This is a genomic window from Lentzea xinjiangensis (assembly GCF_900110955.1).
Lineage (GTDB): Bacteria > Actinomycetota > Actinomycetes > Mycobacteriales > Pseudonocardiaceae > Lentzea > Lentzea xinjiangensis.
The window spans coordinates 74,486-95,226 of sequence record NZ_FOFR01000007.1 but is presented as its reverse complement, the minus strand read 5'-3'; the positions used below and the strand labels follow the sequence as shown (position 1 = coordinate 95,226).

General features: G+C 70.9%; 15 protein-coding genes. 6 read left to right on the top strand and 9 right to left on the bottom strand.

Annotated features, from left to right (window positions below; all coding sequences use genetic code 11):
* Positions 1-168: 168 nt before the first annotated feature.
* From BMW88_RS17305 to BMW88_RS17295, 3 genes are all read right to left on the bottom strand, one after another.
* Positions 169-3,261 carry a non-ribosomal peptide synthetase gene (locus tag BMW88_RS17305; RefSeq protein WP_089951818.1) on the bottom strand — a complete coding sequence of 1,031 codons (3,093 nt, stop codon included), beginning with the start codon at positions 3,259-3,261 and terminating at the stop codon, positions 169-171.
* Between the two features lie 75 nt (positions 3,262-3,336).
* A complete protein-coding gene (locus BMW88_RS17300) occupies positions 3,337-4,425 on the bottom strand; it encodes an amidinotransferase (RefSeq protein WP_089951816.1) in 1,089 nt (362 codons plus the stop codon).
* A 55-nt stretch (positions 4,426-4,480) separates the two neighbouring features.
* Positions 4,481-4,687 (bottom strand): MbtH family protein, encoded by a 207-nt coding sequence (locus BMW88_RS17295; RefSeq protein WP_245777859.1) that lies wholly within the window; start codon positions 4,685-4,687, stop codon positions 4,481-4,483.
* Between the two features lie 394 nt (positions 4,688-5,081).
* Between BMW88_RS17295 and BMW88_RS17290 the strand changes: the two genes are divergently transcribed.
* The 5 genes from BMW88_RS17290 to BMW88_RS17270 all read left to right on the top strand — a co-directional run bounded on the left by BMW88_RS17290 (position 5,082) and on the right by BMW88_RS17270 (position 11,634).
* On the top strand, positions 5,082-6,818 hold the full coding sequence (locus tag BMW88_RS17290; RefSeq protein ID WP_089951812.1) for an ABC transporter transmembrane domain-containing protein: 1,737 nt from the start codon (positions 5,082-5,084) through the stop codon (positions 6,816-6,818).
* Positions 6,815-8,566 carry an ABC transporter ATP-binding protein gene (locus BMW88_RS17285; protein WP_089951811.1) on the top strand — a complete coding sequence of 584 codons (1,752 nt, stop codon included), beginning with the start codon at positions 6,815-6,817 and terminating at the stop codon, positions 8,564-8,566. Before BMW88_RS17290 ends, BMW88_RS17285 begins: the two co-directional genes overlap by 4 nt.
* 176 nt (positions 8,567-8,742) lie before the next feature.
* A complete protein-coding gene (locus tag BMW88_RS17280) occupies positions 8,743-9,654 on the top strand; it encodes a fatty acid desaturase family protein (RefSeq protein ID WP_245777892.1) in 912 nt (303 codons plus the stop codon).
* Positions 9,651-10,778 carry an aminotransferase class I/II-fold pyridoxal phosphate-dependent enzyme gene (locus tag BMW88_RS17275; RefSeq protein WP_089951809.1) on the top strand — a complete coding sequence of 376 codons (1,128 nt, stop codon included), beginning with the start codon at positions 9,651-9,653 and terminating at the stop codon, positions 10,776-10,778. Before BMW88_RS17280 ends, BMW88_RS17275 begins: the two co-directional genes overlap by 4 nt.
* A 115-nt stretch (positions 10,779-10,893) precedes the next feature.
* Positions 10,894-11,634: a ribonuclease activity regulator RraA gene (locus BMW88_RS17270; RefSeq protein ID WP_089951808.1), complete on the top strand. Its 741-nt coding sequence runs from the start codon at positions 10,894-10,896 to the stop codon at positions 11,632-11,634.
* Positions 11,635-11,976: 342 nt separating this feature from the next.
* On the opposite strand, the gene BMW88_RS17265 is transcribed toward BMW88_RS17270, so the two are convergent.
* From BMW88_RS17265 to BMW88_RS17250, 4 genes are all read right to left on the bottom strand, one after another.
* The gene (locus tag BMW88_RS17265) at positions 11,977-13,254 is read right to left on the bottom strand and encodes a mandelate racemase/muconate lactonizing enzyme family protein (RefSeq protein ID WP_089951806.1); all 1,278 of its coding nucleotides are present in this window, start codon (positions 13,252-13,254) and stop codon (positions 11,977-11,979) included.
* A complete protein-coding gene (locus BMW88_RS17260) occupies positions 13,251-15,269 on the bottom strand; it encodes an ABC transporter permease (RefSeq protein WP_089951804.1) in 2,019 nt (672 codons plus the stop codon). The genes BMW88_RS17265 and BMW88_RS17260 overlap by 4 nt, the downstream gene beginning before the upstream one ends.
* On the bottom strand, positions 15,266-16,690 hold the full coding sequence (locus tag BMW88_RS17255; protein ID WP_089951803.1) for an extracellular solute-binding protein: 1,425 nt from the start codon (positions 16,688-16,690) through the stop codon (positions 15,266-15,268). Before BMW88_RS17255 ends, BMW88_RS17260 begins: the two co-directional genes overlap by 4 nt.
* 314 nt (positions 16,691-17,004) lie before the next feature.
* Positions 17,005-17,748, bottom strand: a complete 744-nt coding sequence (locus tag BMW88_RS17250; RefSeq protein ID WP_245777858.1) for a FadR/GntR family transcriptional regulator — start codon at positions 17,746-17,748, stop codon at positions 17,005-17,007.
* Positions 17,749-17,820: 72 nt separating this feature from the next.
* Here BMW88_RS17250 and BMW88_RS17245 point away from each other — a divergent pair, with 72 nt between their 5' ends.
* A complete protein-coding gene (locus tag BMW88_RS17245) occupies positions 17,821-18,978 on the top strand; it encodes a mandelate racemase/muconate lactonizing enzyme family protein (protein WP_089951800.1) in 1,158 nt (385 codons plus the stop codon).
* A 107-nt stretch (positions 18,979-19,085) separates the two neighbouring features.
* On the opposite strand, the gene BMW88_RS17240 is transcribed toward BMW88_RS17245, so the two are convergent.
* Positions 19,086-20,204 carry a Gfo/Idh/MocA family protein gene (locus BMW88_RS17240; RefSeq protein ID WP_089951798.1) on the bottom strand — a complete coding sequence of 373 codons (1,119 nt, stop codon included), beginning with the start codon at positions 20,202-20,204 and terminating at the stop codon, positions 19,086-19,088.
* Positions 20,197-20,589, bottom strand: a complete 393-nt coding sequence (locus BMW88_RS17235; protein ID WP_089952173.1) for an ester cyclase — start codon at positions 20,587-20,589, stop codon at positions 20,197-20,199. The genes BMW88_RS17240 and BMW88_RS17235 overlap by 8 nt, the downstream gene beginning before the upstream one ends.
* Positions 20,590-20,741: the final 152 nt, after the last annotated feature.

Below are 20,741 nucleotides of genomic sequence, written 5' to 3'. Positions count from 1 at the left end.
ACGGGTGCCGCCGGCGTGCTGCCGAGGGCGGGTGCGGAGGAGCACCGGCCGCGAGCAGTGCCGGCGCACCGATTCGCTGTACCGCGCCCTGGAGTCCGGTACGCGCCAGACGGTCCTGCCGCGCACCGGCCCGCTCCAAGGACACGTTTCAGGGCAACGTGCCGCCGTTCACCGTCCCAGCTCGCCGATCCGCGCGTCCGGTTCGGCCAGCCCGGCGCCGAGCTGCGCCAGCAGGGCGTCCTGCCAGTGCCGTGCCGACGCCTCGTCGAACCGGTCGGCGGAGTACTCGACCTCGCCGGCCAGCCCGGCGGCGTCCAGCCGCACGGTCCACGTCAGCGCGACCTTCGCGGTACCCGTGTGGACGAACTGCTCGGCGATCTCGAGGCCGTCGATGTCGCCGAAGCTGTCCACCGGAGTGGACTGCAACGAGAACATGGCCTGGAACAACGGGTTCTCCCCCGGTCCGCCGCGGCGGCCCAGGGCTTCCACCGCGTCGGCGAACGGCAGCTCCTGGTGGGTCAGCGCCTCCGCCACCGCCTCGTCGGTGCGCGCGACCAGCTCGCGGAAGCTCGTGCCCGCGGGGCAGCGCACCCGTACCGCGACGGTGTTGACCAGGTAGCCGATCAGGTCCTCGGTGCCCGGCCTGTTCCGGCACGCCACGGGCACGCCGACCACCGCCTCGTCGGCGCCGCCCGTCCGGCACAGCGTCGCGACGAAAGCCGCGAGCAGCACGGAGAACGCGGTGGTCCCGGCCGCGTGGGCGAGACCTTCCACAGCGGCCGGATCGACGGCCCCGCGCGCCAGCTCCAGGGCGAACCCCTCGGTGGCGACCCGTCCGCTGCCAGGGGAGCCGGGCTCGGCGACCGCCGGGTCACCGGCGAGCCGGGCCCGCCAGTAGGCGCGTTGCCCGTCCGCTTCGGCACTGCCCAGCCAGCGCTCCTGCCAGGCCGAGTAGTCGGCGTACTGGGTGGCCGGCTCCGGCAACGACCGGCCGTCGTACAGCGCGCCGAGCTCGCGCCAGAAGACCGCGAGCGACCAGGCGTCGAACACCGCGTGGTGCACGTTGAGCAGCCACAGGCTCTCCTCGGCACCGACGCGGAAGCACGCCGACCGCAGCAGCGGACCGGTGGTGAGGTCGAACGGGCGCGCGGCCTCCTGCTCGGCCAGCCGGAACGCCTTGTCGTGGTCGTCGACGACGGTCAGCGCGGTCCGCACCGGGCTCGTCGGCCGGATCCGTTGCCAGACCTTGCCTTCCCCGAACTCGAACGTGGTGCGCAGCGCCTCGTGCCTCGCGACGACCGCGGTCAGCGCCGCGTCCAGGCGGTCGAGGTCGAGAGGGCCCCGGATCCGGTAGCAGACGGGAACCGCGTAGATCGGCGCGCCCCGGTGCACCCGGTCGAGGAACCACAGGGCCTGTTGGCCCCGCGACGCGGGGACCCGATCGCCGTGGTGGTGCTTGCGCACGACCGAGCCGTCCGACACACCGCGGGCGTGCCCCTGCTTCACCAGCTCCGCGATCCCTGCGACGGTCGACGCCGCCCGCAGTTGCGCGAACGTCAGCGCCACGCCGGTCACCTCGGTGATCCGGCTGAGCAGTTGCAGACCCCGCAGCGAGTCGCCTCCCGCCGCGAAGAAGTCCTCGTCACGGCCGCGGGGCCGGCCGTCGAGCACGTCGCCCACGAGGATCGCGAGGACGCGCTCCAGCGCCGTCATCCCGGCCGGCGCCGTTCCGGCGGCTCCCGCCGGCTCGACCGGCGGCAGCTCGGCGCGGGCGACCTTGCCGTTCAACGGTGATCGCGGGATGCGGTCCAGCAGCACGATGCTCCCGGGCACCATGGCCTCCGGCAACCGGCCCGCGAGGTCGGCGCGGACCGCCGCCTCGGACACCCCCGGCTCGGCCTCGACGTAGGCGACGAGGCGGGGTCCGTAGGGCGGATCGTCCACGGCGATGACGCACGCGTCCCTGACCCCGGCGCAGTGGTGCACGGCGCTCTCCACCTGGCCGGGTTCGACGCGCTGCCCGCGGATCTTGACCTGGCGGTCGGAGCGGCCGAGGAAGAGCAGGGTGCCGTCGGGCCTGCGGCTGCCGCGGTCGCCGGTGCGGTACATCCGCGCACCGGGCGGGCCGTGGGGATCGGGGACGAAGCGGTCGGCGGTGAGGGCGGGGGCGGCGTGGTAGCCGCGGGCCAGCACCGGTCCGCCGATCCACAGGTCTCCCGGCGTGTCGGCGGGCACCTGGCGCAGCTCGTCGTCGAGGACGTGGATCACCGCGTTCGCGAAGGGGCGGCCGATCGGCACGAGCGCGTGGCCGGACTCGCCGAGCCCGGCCAGGCCGGCCTTGTGCAGCGCCACGCTGATCGAGGTCTCCGTCGGCCCGTAGTCGGAGACCCAGTCGATCCTCTCCGCGCCGGGAACCCGGTACCAGGCGGCGAGCTTCTCGACGAGGATCTTGTCGCCGCCGATGAACACGACGCGCAGGCTCTCGGGCAACCGGACCAGGCCGGAGGTGAGGTCATCCACCCACTGGTGCCAGTAGGCGCTCGGCAGGCTGATCATCGTCACCGCGAGCCGGTCGACCAGCTCGGTGAACTCCACGCTGGTGAACTGGCGCTTGGCGGGCATGACCACCGCGCCTCCGGCGAGCCACGCGGGCAGGATCTCCTCCAGCGCGGCGTCGAACGCCATCGCGGTGAACTGCAGTGACCGGTCCTCCGGCCCCAGCCCCAGCTCGTCGCGCAGGGCGAAGCCGTGGTTGGCGAAGCTGGCGTGCGCGACGGCGACCCGCTTGGGCTTGCCGGTCGAGCCCGAGGTGAACACGCAGTAGGCGAGGTTCGCCGGGTCGACGGTGACCGCCGGGCCGACGGCCGGCCGGCCGGACAGGTCGAGCCCGTCCAGGTCCACCACGGGCACGCCGGACGGGTCCGCGGCGGACTGCCCGTTGCGGACGAAGAGGACCGCTCCGGCGTCGGCGAGCATCTCCTCGGCGACACCGCGGGGCAGCGACGCGTCGATGGGCACGTACACGCCGCCGGCCTTCCAGATCGCCAGCATCGCGACCAGCAGCAGCGGTGAGGGCTCCATGGACACCCCGACCAGGCGCTCCGGCCCGGCCCCCTTCGAGGCCAGCAGAGCGGCGAGCTTCCCGGCCCGCTCGTCGAGCTCCCGGTAGGTGAGCATGCCACCGTCCCAGACGACCGCGACGGCCTGCGGTGTCCGCGCGGCCTGCGCCTCGACGAGGTGGTGAACGCAGCCAGTGGGCATCGAACTGCTACCTCCGGATCCAGCGGGAAGGGCGGAACCCGGCCGGGCGCCGCGCGGGACGCCCGGCCGGGGAGCTCAGAAGTAGGACTGCAGGGTGCCGGTCCTGCGCACGTCCGCGGTCGCGCAGTGGAAGGACCCGCCGAAGGTGTTGAACCACCGGAACGGGCACGGGATGGCCTGCATCCCCCAGCTCTCGGCGAGGCGGCGCATCGGCTCGTCCTGCGCCTCCACGACCATCTTGTCCTCGGCGATCATCAGGACGTTCATGTTGATCCACTTGCTGGTCATGTAGAGCGGGTGCCCGTCGGGGATCACCGGCCGCGGCGCCGTGCGCACCTCCCAGTCCTTGAAGATCTCCGGCACCTCCGGCACGCGGTCCGGGTGGATCAGCAGCTTGCCGGGCGCGAGCGGCATCAGGCTCGCGTCGATGTGCATCGGGTGGTCGTCGTCGAGCTGCACCTCGTGGACCGTGTACTCGTCGCCCAGGTGCCGGCGGACCCACTCGATGCCGATCGCGTTGGTGACGTGGCTGCGCTGGGCGAAGATGTCGCGGCCGCACCGGATGAAGTCGGCCGCGTCGAAGGTCGGCTCGAACTCGGTGATCACCGGGCGGAACGGTTCCCCGTCCGGCTGGTCGGTCCAGCCGTCGACGTACAGCTCGTCCGGCAGCTCCGGTTTGGGCGGGGAGCTCCACCTGGCGCCCTGCCGGAAGTACTCCTTGAGCAACGGCCGGTACGCCGACGCCGCGTGGTGCCGCGACCGCCAGGCCATCGGCGCCTCGATGATGTCGTCGCCGACGACCAGCAGGAGGTCCCTGGGCATCGCGTCGTACAGGCCGGTGCTGGTCCAGCCCGGCGCGCCGTAGGTCTGACCGTGGTCGCGCGGCTCCGGCCGGCGGACCTTGACCCCTTCACCTTCGAGCACGGCGACGAACTGGTCGAGCTCGTCGCGCGCACGGGCGATCTCGTCGGCGGGGAACGGCTGCCCGGCGCGGTCCCGGAACACCGCCCGCTGCTGCGGTGACAGCGGTGCGCCGGTCGCGACGTCCCACGGCGGGAAGTGCGCGTTGTCGACGATGCCGACGATCACCTCCTCCAGCGGGTCCCACTCGTTGTAGGCGCGGACTGGGCTGCCGGACTCGGCCGGCAGCTCTGATTCACGCATGTCGCTCCCCAGTTCGATCAGACGTACAAGATGCGGTCGTGCGGCTCCCCGGACATCACCGAGCACTGCGGTCCATGACCGCCCGGAGGCTGGCCGGACGCATGTCGGTCCACAGCTCGTCGACCCGGTTCAGGCACTCGGCGCGGGCAGCCGCGTCGCCCACCGGCTCCCAGCCCGCGGGGACCTCCCGGCCCGCGGGCCAGATCGAGTACTGGTGCTCGTCGTTGCGCACGACGAAGTGAAGATCATCGATTTCTGCCACGGCTGCCCCCGGTCGTCGGTTCGGATCACCCTGATCGCGGGAGCGCTTCATTCACGACGGAAATGAGGATTCCTCCGGTCACGCCTGCCGACAAATGCGGCAGCACGCCCGCACCCCAAGCCCCCGAAACGCGCCAAGACCCGCCCCCGTCCCCCATTAACGGTCTGGCCCGCGGCCCACGCTACACCACCGATCCGAAGTACCGATGTCAATGACGAAGGCGCAGTTGGACAAAATCGTCCGCAGTTGAACAGCACCCCCTGATTCTTCCGGGAGATGATTCACCCGAACGGACGTGAAGCTCGTTGCGGGTACGCACGATCAGCCGTACTCTCGCCCGCGCCCCGTCCGAAAAAGCTCCGGCAGGCCCTTCGAAGGGATCGAGCGCTCGATCATGCAAAGAATTCCCGAGCTCGGCCCGGAAGGACTTCGGCACCGGTCGGCGGCAGCTTTTGTCCTCGCGCTCATCGGCAAGCAGAAAGCCGCCACGGCCTGGGGCGCGGTGACGTCCACCGCGTGGATGACCTCGCAGGCCATGATCCCGGTCGCCATCGGCCGCGCGATCGATCTGGGCATCGCCCGCGACGACGGCGGCGAGGTGATCCGGTGGGCGCTGGTCCTCCTCCTGCTCGGCCTGGTGAGGGCCGCGACCGGTATCGCGTTCTTCCGGCACTCGGTGATCACGCGCGTGGTGTCGGGCGCCCTGACCGTGCGGATGGTGACCCGGCACGTCACGCGGCTCGGCGCCGCCCTGCCGCGGCGCAAGGACGCCGACGACCTGATCGCGACCGCCACGTCGGACGGCATCACCATCGGCGACGGCATGCTCTACGCCGGGCGGATCATCGGTGCCACCGCGGCCATCGTGGTCGTCACGGTGGCCATGCTGACGGTCTCGGTCCCCATGGGACTCCTGGTCCTGGTGACCGTCCCCCTCCTGACCGGGCTCAGCAGCCTCCTCCTGCGCCCCCTGCACGCGCGCCAGGACGAATACCGGGAGCTGCAGGGAAAGCTGGCGGGACGCGCCGTCGACATCGCCTCCGGCCTGCGGGTGCTGCGGGGAGTGGGCGGCGAGAGGCAGTTCGCGGCGCGTTTCCGGGTCGATTCGGCGCGGCTGCGGGTCGCGGACGCCGACGTGTCGCGCGCCGAGGCCGACCTCGAGGGATCGCGGATCCTCGTGCCCGGTCTGATCACCGCGGTCGTCACGACCACGGCGGTCCTCCTCGCGGTCGGCCACAGCCTCACGATCGGCCAGGTGGTCGCGTTCTACGGGTTCGCGACCTTCCTCATCCTGCCCCTCACCGACTTCATGGAGGGCATGGGCTCGGTGACCCAGATGCTGGTGGCCGCGCGCCGCGTGACCAGGTTGCTGAACACCGAGGCGCGCGAGGTCTCCGAGGTGACCGCCGACGTCCCGGGCACCGGGGGTGAGGCCCACCTGACCGACGGCGCGTCCGGGCTGGACGTCCCGCCGGCGACGTTCACGGCCGTCGCCTGCGCCGACCCCGGCGACGCCGACGCGCTGGCCCGCCGCCTCGCGGGCTTCGAGGACACCGGTGACCCCGCGCTGGGCGGCGAGCCGTTGTCGTCGCTGCCGGTCTCGGTGGTGCGGTCGCGCGTGCTGCTCGGCCTGAACAGCGACCGGTTCTTCGCCGGCACGATCCGCGAGGAGCTCGCACCGGACGGGACGGCCGGCGCCGACCGGATCACCGCCGCCCTGGAGATCGCCTGCGCCACGGACGTCGTCGACGCTCTTCCCGACGGGCTGGACGCGCGGATGACGGGCCGCGGCAGGACGTTCTCGGGCGGCCAACTGCAACGCCTGCGGCTCGCCAGGGCGCTGCTGGCGGACGCCGAGTTCACGGTGCTCGTGGAGCCGACCAACGCCGTCGACGCGTACACCGAGTACCGCGTGGCGGAGAACCTCGCCCGGTTCCACGACGGCCACCCGGCCGGGCGCAGCACCGTCGTGTTCACGGTCAGCCCGCTGCTGCTCCAGCGAGCGGACCGGGTCGCGTTCGTGCGCGACGGCCGCGTGACCGCCGCCGGGACCCACGACGAACTGCTGCGAAGCCACCCGGCCTACCGGACGCTGGTAGCCCGCGACGACGTCTCTCAGGTGGGGAAATGACGGCCCGCACACTTCCGGTCGCCGACGCGACGTCCGTCCGCCGCTTCCTGCGGCAGGTGGCGCACGACCACCGCGGGGAGCTCGCCCGCACCCTCGCCCTCTACGGCCTCGCCGTGAGCAGCGGCCTGGTCGGCCCCCGCCTGCTCGGCGACCTCGTGGAGGACGTGCGGGACGGCACGACCGCGGGCCACGCGGCCGTGGTCGTCTCCGTGCTGACGGTGTTCATCCTGCTGCAGGCGTTCCTGACCCGTGCCGCGTTCCGGGCCGCGGGGCGGCTCGCCGCGACCGTCCAGGGCGAGATCCGCGAGAAGTTCGTCGACGACGTGCTCGCGCTGCCGCTGGCCGTCGTGGAGCGGTCCGACAACGGCGACCTGGTGACCCGCGCCTCCCAGGACACGAGCACGCTGCGGCGTGCCCTGCAGCTGGCGGTGCCCCAGGTCACCGAGGCGGTGATGTGGATCGTCCTCAGCTTCGCGGCTCTCCTGCTGGTGTCACCGCTGCTGTCGCTGGCGCTGGTGATCATCCTGCCGCCGCTGGTGTGGGTGAACCGGTGGTACCTGGCGAGGGCGCGCGACGGCTTCCTGCGCGAGGCCGCGGCCTCCTCCGGCATCACCGAGGGCCTCGACGCGACCATCCAGGGCGCGGCCACCGTCGAGGCGTTCCGCCTGGAGGAGCACCGCGTCCGGCGCGGGGAGCGCGACACGCAGGCCTGGTGGGAGGCGGTCTCCTACACGTTGCGGCTGCGCACGGTCCTCTACTCGGTCGAGGAGTTCCTCTTCACCCTGCCGCTGGCCGCCGCCCTGCTGCTCGGTGGCTACGCCTACACCCGCGGCTGGGTCGACCTCGGCCAGGTGACCGCCGCGACCCTCTACATCCTCCAGCTCATGTACCCGTTGGAAACGCTGCTCGACTGGGTGGGCGGGCTCCAGCAGGGCAGCGCGTCGCTGGCCCGCATCCTCGGCGTCGCGGACACCAGGCCCGAGCGGGAGCCCGCCGAGCCCGCCGCCATCACGTCCGCGGAGCTCTCGACGCACGGCGTCCGGTTCGCCTACGACGAGGGGCCCGACGTCCTGCACGGGATCGACCTCACCGTGCGGCCCGGCGAGCGGATCGCCGTCGTCGGGCCGACCGGCAGCGGCAAGTCGACGCTCGCCCGGCTGCTGTCCGGGATCCACCCCCCGCGCGAGGGCACCGTGCGGCTGTCCGGCACACCGCTGCACGAGCTGCCGTCCCACGACCTGCGCCGGCACGTCGTGCTGGTGAACCAGGACCAGTACATCTTCGGCGGCACCCTCCGGGAGAACCTCGAGCTGTCCGCCGCCGGTCCGGGTCAGGACGCGGACGACGCCGCGGTGTGGAAGGCACTGGAGACCGTCGACGCGGGTGCGTGGGTGGAAGCCCTCCCGGACAAGCTCGACACGGCGGTGGGCGCCGGCGGGGAGGAGTTGTCCGACGCGCAGGCCCAGCAGGTCGCGCTGGCCCGGCTGCTGCTGGCCGATCCGCGGGTGCTGGTCCTCGACGAGGCGACCTCCCAGATGGATCCGGGTTCCGCCCGGCACCTCGAACGGTCGCTCGCGACGGTGCTGGAGGGCCGTACGGTCATTTCGATCGCGCACAGATTGCACACCGCCTATGACGCGGACCGAATCGTCGTCATGGAAGACGGTCGCATCGTCGAGATCGGTTCCCACCGAGAATTGATCTCCCAGAACGGCGCATATGCCCGGTTGTGGACGAGCTGGCTGTGATTTTTCATTGTTCCGGTGTTTGACCAGGACTGCGGTTGAACAGCCGGACACGTCAATTCCACGTGCGGCGCAACGCCTTTGAGGTAGTGTCGATCGGGGCGCGACCCGCTCTGCCGTTCACCGAGGAAGGGGTAATTGTGCAGATCTGGAGGAACACCCCCAAAGACGCGATTCTCGTGGGGTTGAGCCTGGCTCAGTTCGTGATCACCCCGACCTTGGCGCTCACCTGGGACACCGCCTCGCTGCCGATCAGGATTGCGGGAGGTGTGCTGATGACGTTGATGATGGCGTACAACATCATCGTCATCTCGCACCTGTTCACGCACGTCCCGTGGTTCGTCAGCAACCGGCTCAACGCCGTGGTGTCGGTGGTCAACTCCGTCAACATCGGCCAGTCGGTCCAGGCCTACCAGCTCACCCACGTCCGGGAGCACCACCGGTTCAACAACGACCGGCAGAACGCTGACGGCACCACCCGTGACGCCACCTCCACGTACCGCAACGGCAAGAACGGCGGCCACGAGCCGTTGCTGCCCTACGCCCTCGGCGGTGCCGTGGACTCCATGATCGGCCGGGTCAAGGACATCGCTTCGGTGGTGCGGCTCTGGAAGGTCGGACCGGGCGAGGAGCGGCTGCAGTCGCTGGCGTCGCGCCGGGCCGAGCGCCGGACCCGGGAACTCGGTCAGATCCAGGCCGACCGGGCCGCGGGGTTCTTCTCCCTGGCCGCGTTCGCCGCGCTTTCCTGGGAGTGGACGCTCTTCTGCTACCTCCCCGCCTTCTTCCTGGCGCTGACCCTGGTCAACGTGCAGAACTACTACCGGCACTACGGGGCGAACCCCGAGGACCGCGCGACGGACTCCGTGAGCCACTACAGCCGCCTGTACAACTTCGTCTCGTTCAACGACGGGTACCACCAGGAGCACCACCTCAGCCCGGGGACGCACTGGTCGCGGATGCCGACGGTCAAGGAGCGCCAGCGCGACAGGCTCGCGCAGCCGCGCATCATCAGCCCGGTGCCCGCGATGCTCGGGTTCCTCGACCGGCGCCGGCCCCTGCTGCACGAGGGCGAAGCGGAGCGCGCGCGGTGATCCCGCAAGCCTGCAAGATCGAGCAGTTCTTCGGCGAGTGGGAGTTCGACGTCGAACTGGTGGCGTGCGCCTCGGACGTCGACCCCCTCCCCCTGCGCGAGCTGCTCGACCTCGCCGATCCCGAGTCCCTCGCCCTGTGGGAAGGGCTCGAGCTCGGCTACACCGATCCCGCCGGGCACCCGCTCCTGCGCGACGCGATCGCCGGCCAGTACACCAAGACCGAGACCGACGGCATCACCGTCTGCGGCGGCGGAGCGGTCGAGGCGCTGTTCCTCATCGCCAACGCCCTGCTGGGCCCCGGTGACCACGCCGTCGTCATCTGGCCCGCGTTCGAGTCGCTGCACCGCCTCGCACCGGCGCTCGGCGCCGAGCTGACCGCGGTCCCGCTGGACCGGCACAACGGCTGGCGGCTCGACCTCGACGCCGTCCGCCGCGCGATCCGCCCGGACACCCGCGCGCTGTTCATCAACTTCCCCCACAACCCGACCGGCGCGCTGCCGAGCCACGCGGAGTTCGAGGCCCTGGTCGCCATCGGCAGCGAGGCGGGCATCACCGTCGTCTCCGACGAGGTCTACCGCTACCTGGAGCACGACGCCGCCGACACGCTCCCGGCGGCGTGCGACCTCGACGAGCGGGCCGTCAGCGTGGGGGTCATGTCGAAGGCCTACGCCCTGGCGGGCCTGCGCGTGGGCTGGACGGCCACCCGCGACAAGGCGCTGATCGCGGCCACCCGCACCCTCAAGGACTACACGACGGTCTGCGCCGCGGCACCGGCGGAGATCCTCTCCCTCATCGCGCTGAGGGCGCGCGATCACCTGATCGACCGCAGCAAGCGGATCATCCTCGGCAACCACGCGCTCGCCGAGTCGTTCTTCCGGCAGCGCTCCGAGATCTTCGCCTGGGAACCGCTGCGCGCCGGGATGATCGCCTTCCCGCGGCTGCTGCTCCCCGTCCCGGTCGAGGAGTTCGTGACCGACCTCGCCCGCGAGGAAAGCGTCCTGCTGCTGCCGGACAACGTCTTCGACATCTCCGACAACCGCTTCCGCGTCGGTCTCGGGCGCTCCTCGCTCCCGCAGTCGCTGGAGCGCCTGGACAGGTTCCTCACGCGGCGGGCCGTGGCATAGCAGGACGTTGTCATACCGGGCAGCCGGATTTCGGCACGGCACGGGGTTCGCCCACTAGGCTCGAACCGAACTCTCCGACAGTTGCGGTCAGCGCGGATCCGAGGGGGCCTTCGACGTGGTCGAGACGCACGACATCGCCCGCCCACCCGCCGAGCTCAGTGCCGCCATCGCCGCCATCGGCAGCGCGACGGCCAGCGCCGAGCTCAGCCGCATGGGCATCCGCAGCGCGTTCATCCGCGGCCCAGTGTCGGTGACTCCCGGCGTGCGCGTGGCCGGGCCGGCGCTCACGTTGCAGTTCCTGCCGAAGCGGGAGGACCTCTACCCCGTCGACGAGTACGAGGAGCCGGAGAAGCAGCTGCACCGGCACGTCATGTACCACACCCAGCCCGGCGACATGATCGTCGTCGACGCGCGCGGGGACATGAGCAGCGGTGTGTTCGGCGAGATGATGCTGACCTACTTCAAGGGCCGCGGCGGCGCCGGTGTGGTCGTCGACGGGTGCTTGCGCGACATCGGCGAGGCCAAGAAGCTCGGCCTGGGCTTGTGGATCCGGGGCGCCACGCCGAACTTCCACGCCCAGACCGACATCGTGCCCGCGGCCGTCAACGTGCCGGTGGCGTGCGGCGGCACGCTCGTCGAGCCGGGCGACATCGTCGTCGCCGACGACGACGGGGCGGTCGTGGTGCCGGTCAAGCTCGCGCCCGCTCTGCTGGCCGTTGCCCAGGAGCACGCGGAATGGGAGGAGTTCTCCCGGATCCGGCTCGCCGAGGGCGGTGACATGCGGCTGTACTACCCGCTGTCGGACGAGGCCCGGCCCGAGTACGAGCGGTGGCGTGCTGAGCGGGGCCGGGGCTGACGGGCGGCCGGGGCTGACGGGCGGCGGGGCTGACGGGCGGGATCGGCTCTGCGAGCGAAGCCGGGGTGACGGGCAGACCGGGGCTGACGGGCGAGACCAGGCCCGACAAGCGGGGGCCAGCTCCCGACAAGCGGGTCCGAAGCTGACGGGCGAGGCCAAGCCCGACAAGCGAGACCAGGCCCGACAAGCGAAACCAGGCCCGACAAGCGAAACCAGGCCCGACGAGTGAGGCCGACCCGACGGGCGAAGCCAGGCCCCACGAGCAACACCAGCCCTCACACGCGGAGCCAAGCCCGACGACCCGAACCAGGCCCACAACCAAAACCAGGCCCACGAGCGCTCTCAGCTCCACAGCCGGTCGTGGCTCGTCTCCCCGTCCCAGTGCGTGGTCTCGGCGAAGAACACCGGGTCGCGCGGGTCGAGGTGGCGGCGCAGCACCTCCTCGTCGATGTCGCCGAACCCCAGTCCCGGCGTGTCCGGCACCGCGATGTGGCCGTTCTGGATCAGCGGGCGGGGCAGGTCGGTGACGAGGTCGCTCCAGTGCTCCACGTCCGCCGCGTGGTGTTCGAGTGCCAGGAAGTTCTCGGTGGCGGCGGCCAGGTGCACGCACGCCATCGTCGCGATCGGTGACGCCGCCAGGTGCAGCGCCATCGGGATCCCGCGCTCCTGGGCGTAGTCACCGAGCCGCTTGGTCTCGGCGATCCCGCCCGCGGTCGCCGGGTCGGGGTGCACGACCCGGATGGCGCCGGCGTCGAGCAGCGGCCGGAAGCCGTCGAGCAGGTAGATGTCCTCCCCCGTGCACGTCGGGACGGCGACGGACGTGGTGAGCTGGCGCCACTGGTCGGTGAGCTGCCACGGGATCAGGTCCTCGATCCACGCCAAGGTGAACCCCTCCAGCGCGCGGCCGATCCGGATGCAGGAGTCGAGGGCGATGTGGCCGAAGTGGTCGGCGGCGAGCGCCACGTCGTAGCCGACCACGGAGCGGACGGTGTCCACATAGGACGCCAGGTGCTCGACGCCCTTCGCGGTGACCTGGATGCCGGTGAACGGGTGCATCGTCGTCAGGTCGGCGCGGGCGCCCGCCGGCGCGATCAGCGCACCCGGCACGTCCCAGAGCAGGTCGATGCCCACGTCCATCTTCAGCATCGTGAACCCGCGCCGCTTGCGCTCCAGCAGCCGGGCGCCCATCTCGTGCGGGTCCGGCAGCGACGGGGTGTCCGCGTAGCACCGGATCTCGTCCCGGAACCGGCCTCCGACCAGCGCGTGCGCGGGCACGCCGTACGCCTTGCCGGCGAGGTCCATCAGCGCCATCTCGACGCCGGAGACCCCGCCGCCCTGGCGGCCGTGGAACCCGAACTGCTTGATCTTGCGGAAGATCTTGTCGACGTTGCAGGGGTTCTCACCGACGAGCCGGCTCTTGAGCATGAGCGCGTAGGTGGCGCTGGCCTGGTCGCGCACCTCCCCGTAGCCGACCAGGCCCTGGTCGGTGTCGATCCTGATGATCGACGAGCGGAACGGCACGCCGGCCACGTTGGCCACCCGCAGGTCCGTGATGCGCAGGCGGCTCGGCCGGGACGCCTGCGCGACGTGCTCCTCGGTGATCGCCGGGGTCTCGCTCATCCCTTCACCGCCCCGGCGGTGAGGCCCTCGGTCAGGAACCGCTGCCCGAACCCGTACATCACCACGACCGGGATGCTGATCAGCAGCGAGGCCGCGGCCAGCTGGCCCTGCGGCACGACGTCACCGAAGATCATCGACTGCATGCCGACGGGCAGCGTCTTGTAGTTGTCCTTGGTGATGAACACGAAGGCGAACAGGAACTCGTTCCACGCGTTGGTGAGCGTGAACAGCGCGACCGCGAGCAGGCCCGGTTTGGCCAGCGGCAGCACCACCCGCAGGAACGCCCCGAACCGCGTGCAGCCGTCGACCAGCGCGGCTTCCTCCAGGTCGGCCGGGATCGACTTGAAGTAGCCGACGAGCAGCCACGTCGCGAACGGCAGGGTGAACGTGGGGTAGGCGAGCACGAGCGCCCACAACGAGTCGTTGAGCCCGATCCCGCTCATCATCTGGTACAGCGGGATGAACAGCAGCGCGCCCGGCATCACGTAGGTGAGCAGGATCGTCACCGTGAAGCTCTCCGAGCCGCGGAACTTCAGCCGCGCCAACGCGTAGCCCGCCAGCGCCGCGCACACCAGGGCGATCGCGGTGGACGCCACCGAGACCAGGACCGTGTTGACGTACCAGGTGCCGAACGCCCTGCCCGTGAACAGGTTGGTGAACTGCTCGGTGCTCCACGGGGTCGGCCAGAGGTCGTTGGTGCGCGCGATGATCTGGTCGTCGGACTTGAAGGCCGTGACCGTCATCCAGTAGAGCGGGGCGAGCACGAAGCCCAGCAGACCCACGAGCGCGATCCCCGAGCCGGTGCCGCTGACCAGGCGTGCGGCCAACTGGTTGCCCCGCGCGGCGAGCGTGGAGACGACCCGTCCGACGGCGGCCGCGAGCAGCACGAACACGCCCAGCACGAACGCCGCCTTCCACACGATGTGCGGCGAGGCCCAGATCAGCACGAGCACCGAGAACGCGACGACCACCCACGGCAGCGCCCGGCGCTGGGCGGGGGTCAACCGGGTGCGCCCCAGGTCCCCCGCGCCCGGCAGGTCGCTGCGCCGCATCATCCGCACGAGGACCACCACGAGGATGCCGATGATCGGCAGCATCACCAGGGTGACCGCGGCGCCCGCGCCCAGTTGCAGCTGCTGGATCGCCTTGGAGTAGGCCACCATCACGTACGGGGCGGTGGCGTCCCCCGGCCCGCCCTGGGTCATCAGCCAGATCAGGTCGAAGTTGTTGAACGTCCAGATCGACGACAGCAGCACCGTCACGATCATGATGTGGCGCAGTCCCGGGAGCGTGATGTGCACGAAGCGCTGCCACGGCGAGGCCCCGTCGACCACGGCCGCCTCGTGGAGACCGCTGTCGATGGCCTTGAGCCCGGCCAGGAACGTCACCGTGAAGAACGGGATGCCCTTCCACACGTTGACCAGGATGACCGCCGGCATCGCGAGCGCGGGATCGGACAGCCACTCCGCGGGCCAGGAGTCGACGAGCCCGACCGCGGCGAGGGCGGGCCCGATGCCGGAGTCGGTGAGCAACACGTTGACGCTGCCGAAGATCGGGTCGAACAACGACCGCCAGGTGAAGGCCGTGACGACCGTCGGCACCACCCACGGCAGCAGGATCACCCCGGCGATGATCGCCCGGCCGCGGCGCATGTGGTGCAGCATCAACGCCGCGATGAGACCGAGGGTCACCTTGAAGATCTCGGCGTACGCGGTGAAGACGAACGAGTTGAGCACGCCGGTGTGGAACAAGGCGTCGTCGATGAGGGCGATGTAGTTGTCCAGCCCGACGAACACCGTCTCCGCACCGTGGCGTTCGGTCGTGCTGGTGAGGATCGAGCTGACGATCGGGAACAGGATCAGGCCCGCGACGAGCAGCAGCGTCGGCCCGATGAACACCGCGGCGAGGCGCCAGTCGCGCCCGAGCAGCCGCTGCGACGTGGTGAGCGGGGAGGATGCGCCGGGCGCCGGGCGGACCGGCGCCCTTTCCGTCCTCTTCGGACGGAGGGTCGTCATTGCCGGTAGCCCTGCTGCTCGAAGACCTGGGCGATCCTGGCGTGGGTCGCGGCGACGGCGTCGGCCGGCCGGGTGCCCTGGATGACCGACTGCATCATGTCGGTCAGCAGGTAGGCGGCGGTGGCTGCCTGCTCTCCTGGGCTCGGGGCCTGCGGGAACTTGAAGCCGGTCTTGGTGGTCAGCGGGAGCGGCGTGCGGGTCTGCTCCCGCAGCGCGGCGAACGCCGGGTCACCGTCGGTGTAGTACGGATCGGAGTCCCACACCTTGTCCCACGCCGGGTTCACCAGGCACGGCGCTCCCTTCGCGACACCGAGCAGCGCGCTCCCGCCGACCATGAACTTCGCCACCAGCTTGGCGAGATCGGGGTTCTTCGCCCCCTTGAACACGACGAACGAGTTGGACTGGCCGTACGCGAGCGGCTTGTCGAGCGCCGGTCCGGTGGCGCCGTTGAACGGGTGCGTGTTCGCGTAGACGGGGTTGTTCTTGGTCTTCGAGTCGGCGTAGACGCTGAACTGGTTGAGCGTGAGCCCCAGGATCTGGGCCAGCCAGTTCTCGTTGTTGCTCGAGTCGGTCCAGCTCCCGATGCCGGGCGGCAGCATCGGCGCGTACTTCGGGTTCGTGTAGATGTCGCCGAGGAACGCGACGCCCGCGACGGTCTCGGGCGAGTTGAACACCACCTTCGTGCCGGTGTTGTCCGCTATCGCACCGCCGTAGCAGTTGATGACGTTCGCGATGAAGCCGTTGGCGTCACCGGAGCGGTTCACCGTGAGCCCCCAGCCGAAGCGCCTCTTCGCCGGGTCGGAGACCTCCAACGCGTTGTCGCGCAGCTCTTCCCACGTGTAGTGGGGCTTGAGCGGGAGGCCCTTCTCCTCGTACCAGTCCTTCCGCAGGTACATCCCGGTCGCGATGAAGTGGTACGGGATCGCGAACCAGCGCCCGCCGAACACGCAGAAGTTGGTCGCCTCGGTCGCGGGTTCGCCGTAGAGCTTGCGCATCTCCTCGACGACGTCGGTGACGTCGGTGAGGTCGCCGAGGTTGTGCAACTGGCCGACGAACCGGAGGTCGCTCATGAAGGCCAGGTCGCGGGTGGTGCCCGCGTCCACCTCGGCGTCCATCTTGGCGACCATGTCCCCGGCGTCACCGGACACCAGGTCGTTGCGGATCGTCGTGCCGGTGGCCTGCGCGAACGCCTGCAACGACCGGTCGAGCGCCTGGTTGGCGGCTTCGGAGTACAGCTTCTGCGAGAGCATCCCGACCGACCCGCCGCGCAGCGGGGCGGCCTGGTCGAGCAGCGCCTGGGGCACCTGGACGTCGACCTGCGGCGTGGTGGGGCCGCCGCCCCCGCACCCCGCGAGCCCGAGCACGCCCAACGCGCTCATCCCGAGGAACGTGCGCCTCGATAAGTCCGTTTTCTCTTCCATGACCACTCCTCCCGCGTCCGGTCGAGCGGACGCGTACCGACGGGGCGACGTTGCGGCCGGCGGTACAGCGAGGCGAGTGCCGCGCTGCCGGGTTGTTCATGCGGCGAAGGACGGTGTACCGGTGGTGTGTCGTGGGGACGGCCCGTCGACCGGGCAGGTCGAGCCCCGGACCGCCGGCGCGGTCCGGGGTGGACGGCACCGGCGGCGCCGACCGGTTCCGCAACCGGTCAGCCCCGGCCGGATCGGCGGGATCGCAGGTGCTGCCATGCCTCGTCCGTCCTCGTCATCGGTCCGGATTTCGGTGGTGCAGTGCGCTAGCGCCGCCGGACGGCCCGCTTGGTCTGCTTCTCCCTCTCCGCGAGGAGAGTGGAGTTGTTGCTCAGGTGCTTGCGCATCGCCGCGCGGGCCCGGTCCGGGTCGCGCGCCACGAGCGCCTGGTAGATCTCCGTGTGGTCGGCGGTGGCCCTGCACAGCGCGGCCGGCGCCTCGTTGGTGATGCGCCGGCTGGCCGTGCCGAGCCAGCGGGCGGAGTACATGATCCGGTCGAGGATGCGGTTGTCGGCCGCCCGGCAGATCTCCATGTGGAACTCGTGGTCGACCTCGAGGTAGGCGTCGGGGTCCGCCTCCAGCTCCGCCATGCGGTCGATCTCGCCCCTGAGCCGGTCCAGCGTCTCCTCGGTGACGCTGACCGCGGCCATCGCGGCGAGTTCCGGCTCGAGCAGCACGCGCATCTGGTGCAGCTCCTGCAACAGCTCGCCCACGATCTCCGCGGGCATCCACTCGATCAGCAGCGGGCTCAGGTAGTCCCACTCCGCCGGAGGGCGCACGACGACGCGGCGGCCCTGCGCGACGTCGACGATGTCGAGCGAGGCGAGGATCTTGAGCGTCTCCCGCGCCACCACGCGGGACACCCCGAACTCGCGGGAGATGTCGAGCTCCGACGGACCCCGGCCGTCCTCGACCTCTCCGCTGACGATGCGCCGGGTCAGGTGTGCCGCCACCTGCACCGGAAGAGTCCGGACCTTGACAGCGTCCGGAGACTCTTGTCCCCTTTGCATGTCATCAGCTTATAGGACAAGTTGGACATCGCGACAGTCCGTTCACATGCACGACCCGGCGGCGGGAGAGCAATGCGGATCGTGAACGTCACAACGGCAGTGGTGGCCTACCACGGTGAGGCCACCCTGGTGCGGATCGACACCGACGAGGGCCTCAGCGGGTTCGGCGAGGCCAACCCCGACGCCGGCGCGGGCGCCGTCGTCGGAATGATCAACTACTTGACGCCCCTCCTGCTCGGCGAGGACCCGCGCAACGTCGAGCGGTGCTGGGAAAAACTGCGTCGCAGCAGGGTCTTCGCGGGCCCCCAGGGCGGGGTGTTCGTGATCGCCCTGTCCGGGATCGAGCTGGCGCTGTGGGACCTCGCGGGCAAGGCGGCCGGCCAGCCGGTCCACCGGCTGCTCGGCGGGAAGTTCCGCGACCGGATCCGCCTCTACGCCGACTGCGGCGACGGCGACGACCCGGCCGGTTCGATCTCCGGGTGCGTCGACCGGGCCCAGCGGGTGGTGGCCGAGGGCTTCACCGCCATCAAGTTCGACATCGACAACCTGTACCACCCGGCCAAGTTCGACGACTTCAACCACACGGTCAACGCCGCGGAGCTGCGGTCGATGACCGAGCGCGTCGCGGCCGTGCGGGAGGCGATCGGACCCGACGTCGACCTGGCCATCGACCTGCACGCCCGCTACGACGTGCCCAGCGCGTGCCGGATCGCGTGGGAGCTGGAGCCGTTCAACCTGATGTGGCTCGAGGAACCGCTGCCGGCGGAGAACGTCGACGCGCTGGTGCGGGTGCGCGCGCAGACCCGCACGCCGATCTGCGCCGGCGAGAACCTCTACCTGCGGTGGGGTTTCCGCGAGCTGCTCGAACGCGGCGCCGTGGACGTGATCGAGCCGGACGTGCCGAAGTGCGGTGGACTCGCCGAGGCCAAGAAGATCGCCAACCTCGCGGAGCTGCACTACATCCCCTTCGCCCCGCACCTGGTGTCGACACCGTTGGGCACGATGGCCACGTCGCACCTGTGCGCCGCGATCCCCAACTTCTTCGTCCAGGAATGGCACGCCCTCGACGAGCGCTCGGTGTGGGACAGCTACGTCCACGTCGCCGACGGGAGCGGCTCGATCGTCAAGGACGGCTACATCACGCTTCCCGACACTCCCGGAACCGGCGTGGAGCTCGACATGGACGGCGTCCGGGCACATGCCGTCGCGGGGTACGGGGTGTTCGAGTAGCCGGGTTTCCGGTGTTCCCGCGTGCCGGAGCGCGCGGGAACACCCACCGTCCACATGCGACCGTCGAACGGCTCGGCGCCGCACCGGGCGGCGGCAGGCGGTCCGGTTCATCCACCCGGTGTGCCGGTCGACGACTGGACGGTGATCCGTTGTCCGGTCGCCGCGGAGCGCGTGATCGCATCGAGGAGCCGGTGCCGCCGGACGGCGTGTGCGAAGTCCGGGGCGACAGCCGTGCCGTGGACGAGGTCGTCCCGGATCGCGGCATACGCGTGCGTCAAGGTGTGCACGACTGTTCCGGCCAAAGCGGGATAGCGGTCGTAGCCGTCGGGCAACGCGAGTTCGGCGAGCCGGCCGCGGCCACGCGCGCCACGCACGACGACCGGGCCGATGTGCGGGAACTCGGCGCCGGAGACCTCGAGTGCCCCCTCCGTGCCGTCGATGACCATCGAGAACCCCGCACCGTGCACCGCTCCCCCGCGGTGGTGGGCGGACAGGACCGCTCCGCCCGGCACCGTGCCGGAGATCGCGATCTGGTCCTCCGCGGTCATCGGGACGAGCTGCCCGGTGTCCTCGAGCGGCACCTGGCGCCGCCGGGTCGCGGTCGTCGCGACCACGTCCCGGATCTCGCCGACGACCATCGACACGAGGTCGATCGCCGGGGCGAACGCGATGGTCAGCATCGTGGCGCCGAGCGCACGGTCGAGCGTGTAGACCCCGCGCCGCGACACCGGGCTGCCCCATTCGGTGGAGGACGCCACCACGGTGACCGAGAGCACCTCCCCCACGTACCCCTGGGACACCAGGTCGGCGAGCCAGCGGAACGTGGGCGAGGAGCGTCCCTGGAGACCGACGAAGGTGCGCGTCGTCCCGGCGGCGCGCAGCATCTCCTCGGCCTCACGCAGGTCGACGGCCAGCGGCCATTCGCTGAGCACCGGCACCCGCGCCTCCAGGGCCGGCAGCACGAGTTCGCGGTGCCGGGGCACCTTGACGGCGACGACGACGAGGTCGACACCGGCGTCGGCGGCCAGCGCCTCCACCGACGTGTGCGCGGGTACGCCGTACGCCGCGCCCGCGGCGCGGGCCGAGGCCTCCGAGCTCGCCGCCAGCGCACGCAGCTCGATCCCGTCGACCGCCGCCAGCGCGGGCAGGTGGCTGCCGGCCGCCCAGCCTCCCGCCGCGCTCAGGCCCACGATGCCGACCCCGATCGGCTTGTCCGGCTCAGACATCAAGCTGCCGCTCGAGAGCACCGGCGTCGTGCAGGTTCGTCATGTGGACGAACCGCCCGTCACGGACCTTGTAGATGGCGTACTCGACGATCTCGAACGAGGCGCCCGTAGGTGCCACGCCGAGCCACTCCTTCACGGGAGTGCCCGTGTTGATCAGGCGGGCGGCGATGTTGTCGCCGTCGACCGCGAAGTCCGTGAGCTCCCAACGCAGATCGGGCACCTTCTCGATCTCGCCGGTCAGCGCGGCGGCGACCTGGTCGTCGGTGGCCGGCTCGCCGAAGTAGGTGATCCGGTCGTCGACGAACTCGCGCACGCGGGAGAACTCCCGGGCGTTGAGCATCTCGATGTGGTCCTCGTAGAACTCGCGGAGGCCGGCGGCGGACATCGTCATCCCTTCCGGCTTCCGGAGCGGAAGCCGCACTCTGGTGCGCTCGGCCGCGCGGATGCGCAGGCCCGAGGCTCGGTCGCGGGCGGTGCCGAACGTTCGTCCTCCCGCTGACACCATGGTGCCGCTTTCCGTTGATACGATCCATAATG

Coding starts and splice junctions, on each gene's coding strand:
- BMW88_RS17290 (WP_089951812.1), top strand. CDS start 5,082: ATGCAAAGAATTCCCGAGCTCGGCCCGGAAGGACTTCGGCACCGGTCG.
- BMW88_RS17285 (WP_089951811.1), top strand. CDS start 6,815: ATGACGGCCCGCACACTTCCGGTCGCCGACGCGACGTCCGTCCGCCGC.
- BMW88_RS17300 (WP_089951816.1), bottom strand. CDS start 4,425: ATGCGTGAATCAGAGCTGCCGGCCGAGTCCGGCAGCCCAGTCCGCGCC.
- BMW88_RS17240 (WP_089951798.1), bottom strand. CDS start 20,204: ATGTCTGAGCCGGACAAGCCGATCGGGGTCGGCATCGTGGGCCTGAGC.
- BMW88_RS17250 (WP_245777858.1), bottom strand. CDS start 17,748: ATGCAAAGGGGACAAGAGTCTCCGGACGCTGTCAAGGTCCGGACTCTT.
- BMW88_RS17265 (WP_089951806.1), bottom strand. CDS start 13,254: ATGAGCGAGACCCCGGCGATCACCGAGGAGCACGTCGCGCAGGCGTCC.
- BMW88_RS17255 (WP_089951803.1), bottom strand. CDS start 16,690: ATGGAAGAGAAAACGGACTTATCGAGGCGCACGTTCCTCGGGATGAGC.
- BMW88_RS17245 (WP_089951800.1), top strand. CDS start 17,821: ATGCGGATCGTGAACGTCACAACGGCAGTGGTGGCCTACCACGGTGAG.
- BMW88_RS17260 (WP_089951804.1), bottom strand. CDS start 15,269: ATGACGACCCTCCGTCCGAAGAGGACGGAAAGGGCGCCGGTCCGCCCG.
- BMW88_RS17305 (WP_089951818.1), bottom strand. CDS start 3,261: ATGCCCACTGGCTGCGTTCACCACCTCGTCGAGGCGCAGGCCGCGCGG.
- BMW88_RS17235 (WP_089952173.1), bottom strand. CDS start 20,589: ATGTCCGCCGCCGGCCTCCGCGAGTTCTACGAGGACCACATCGAGATG.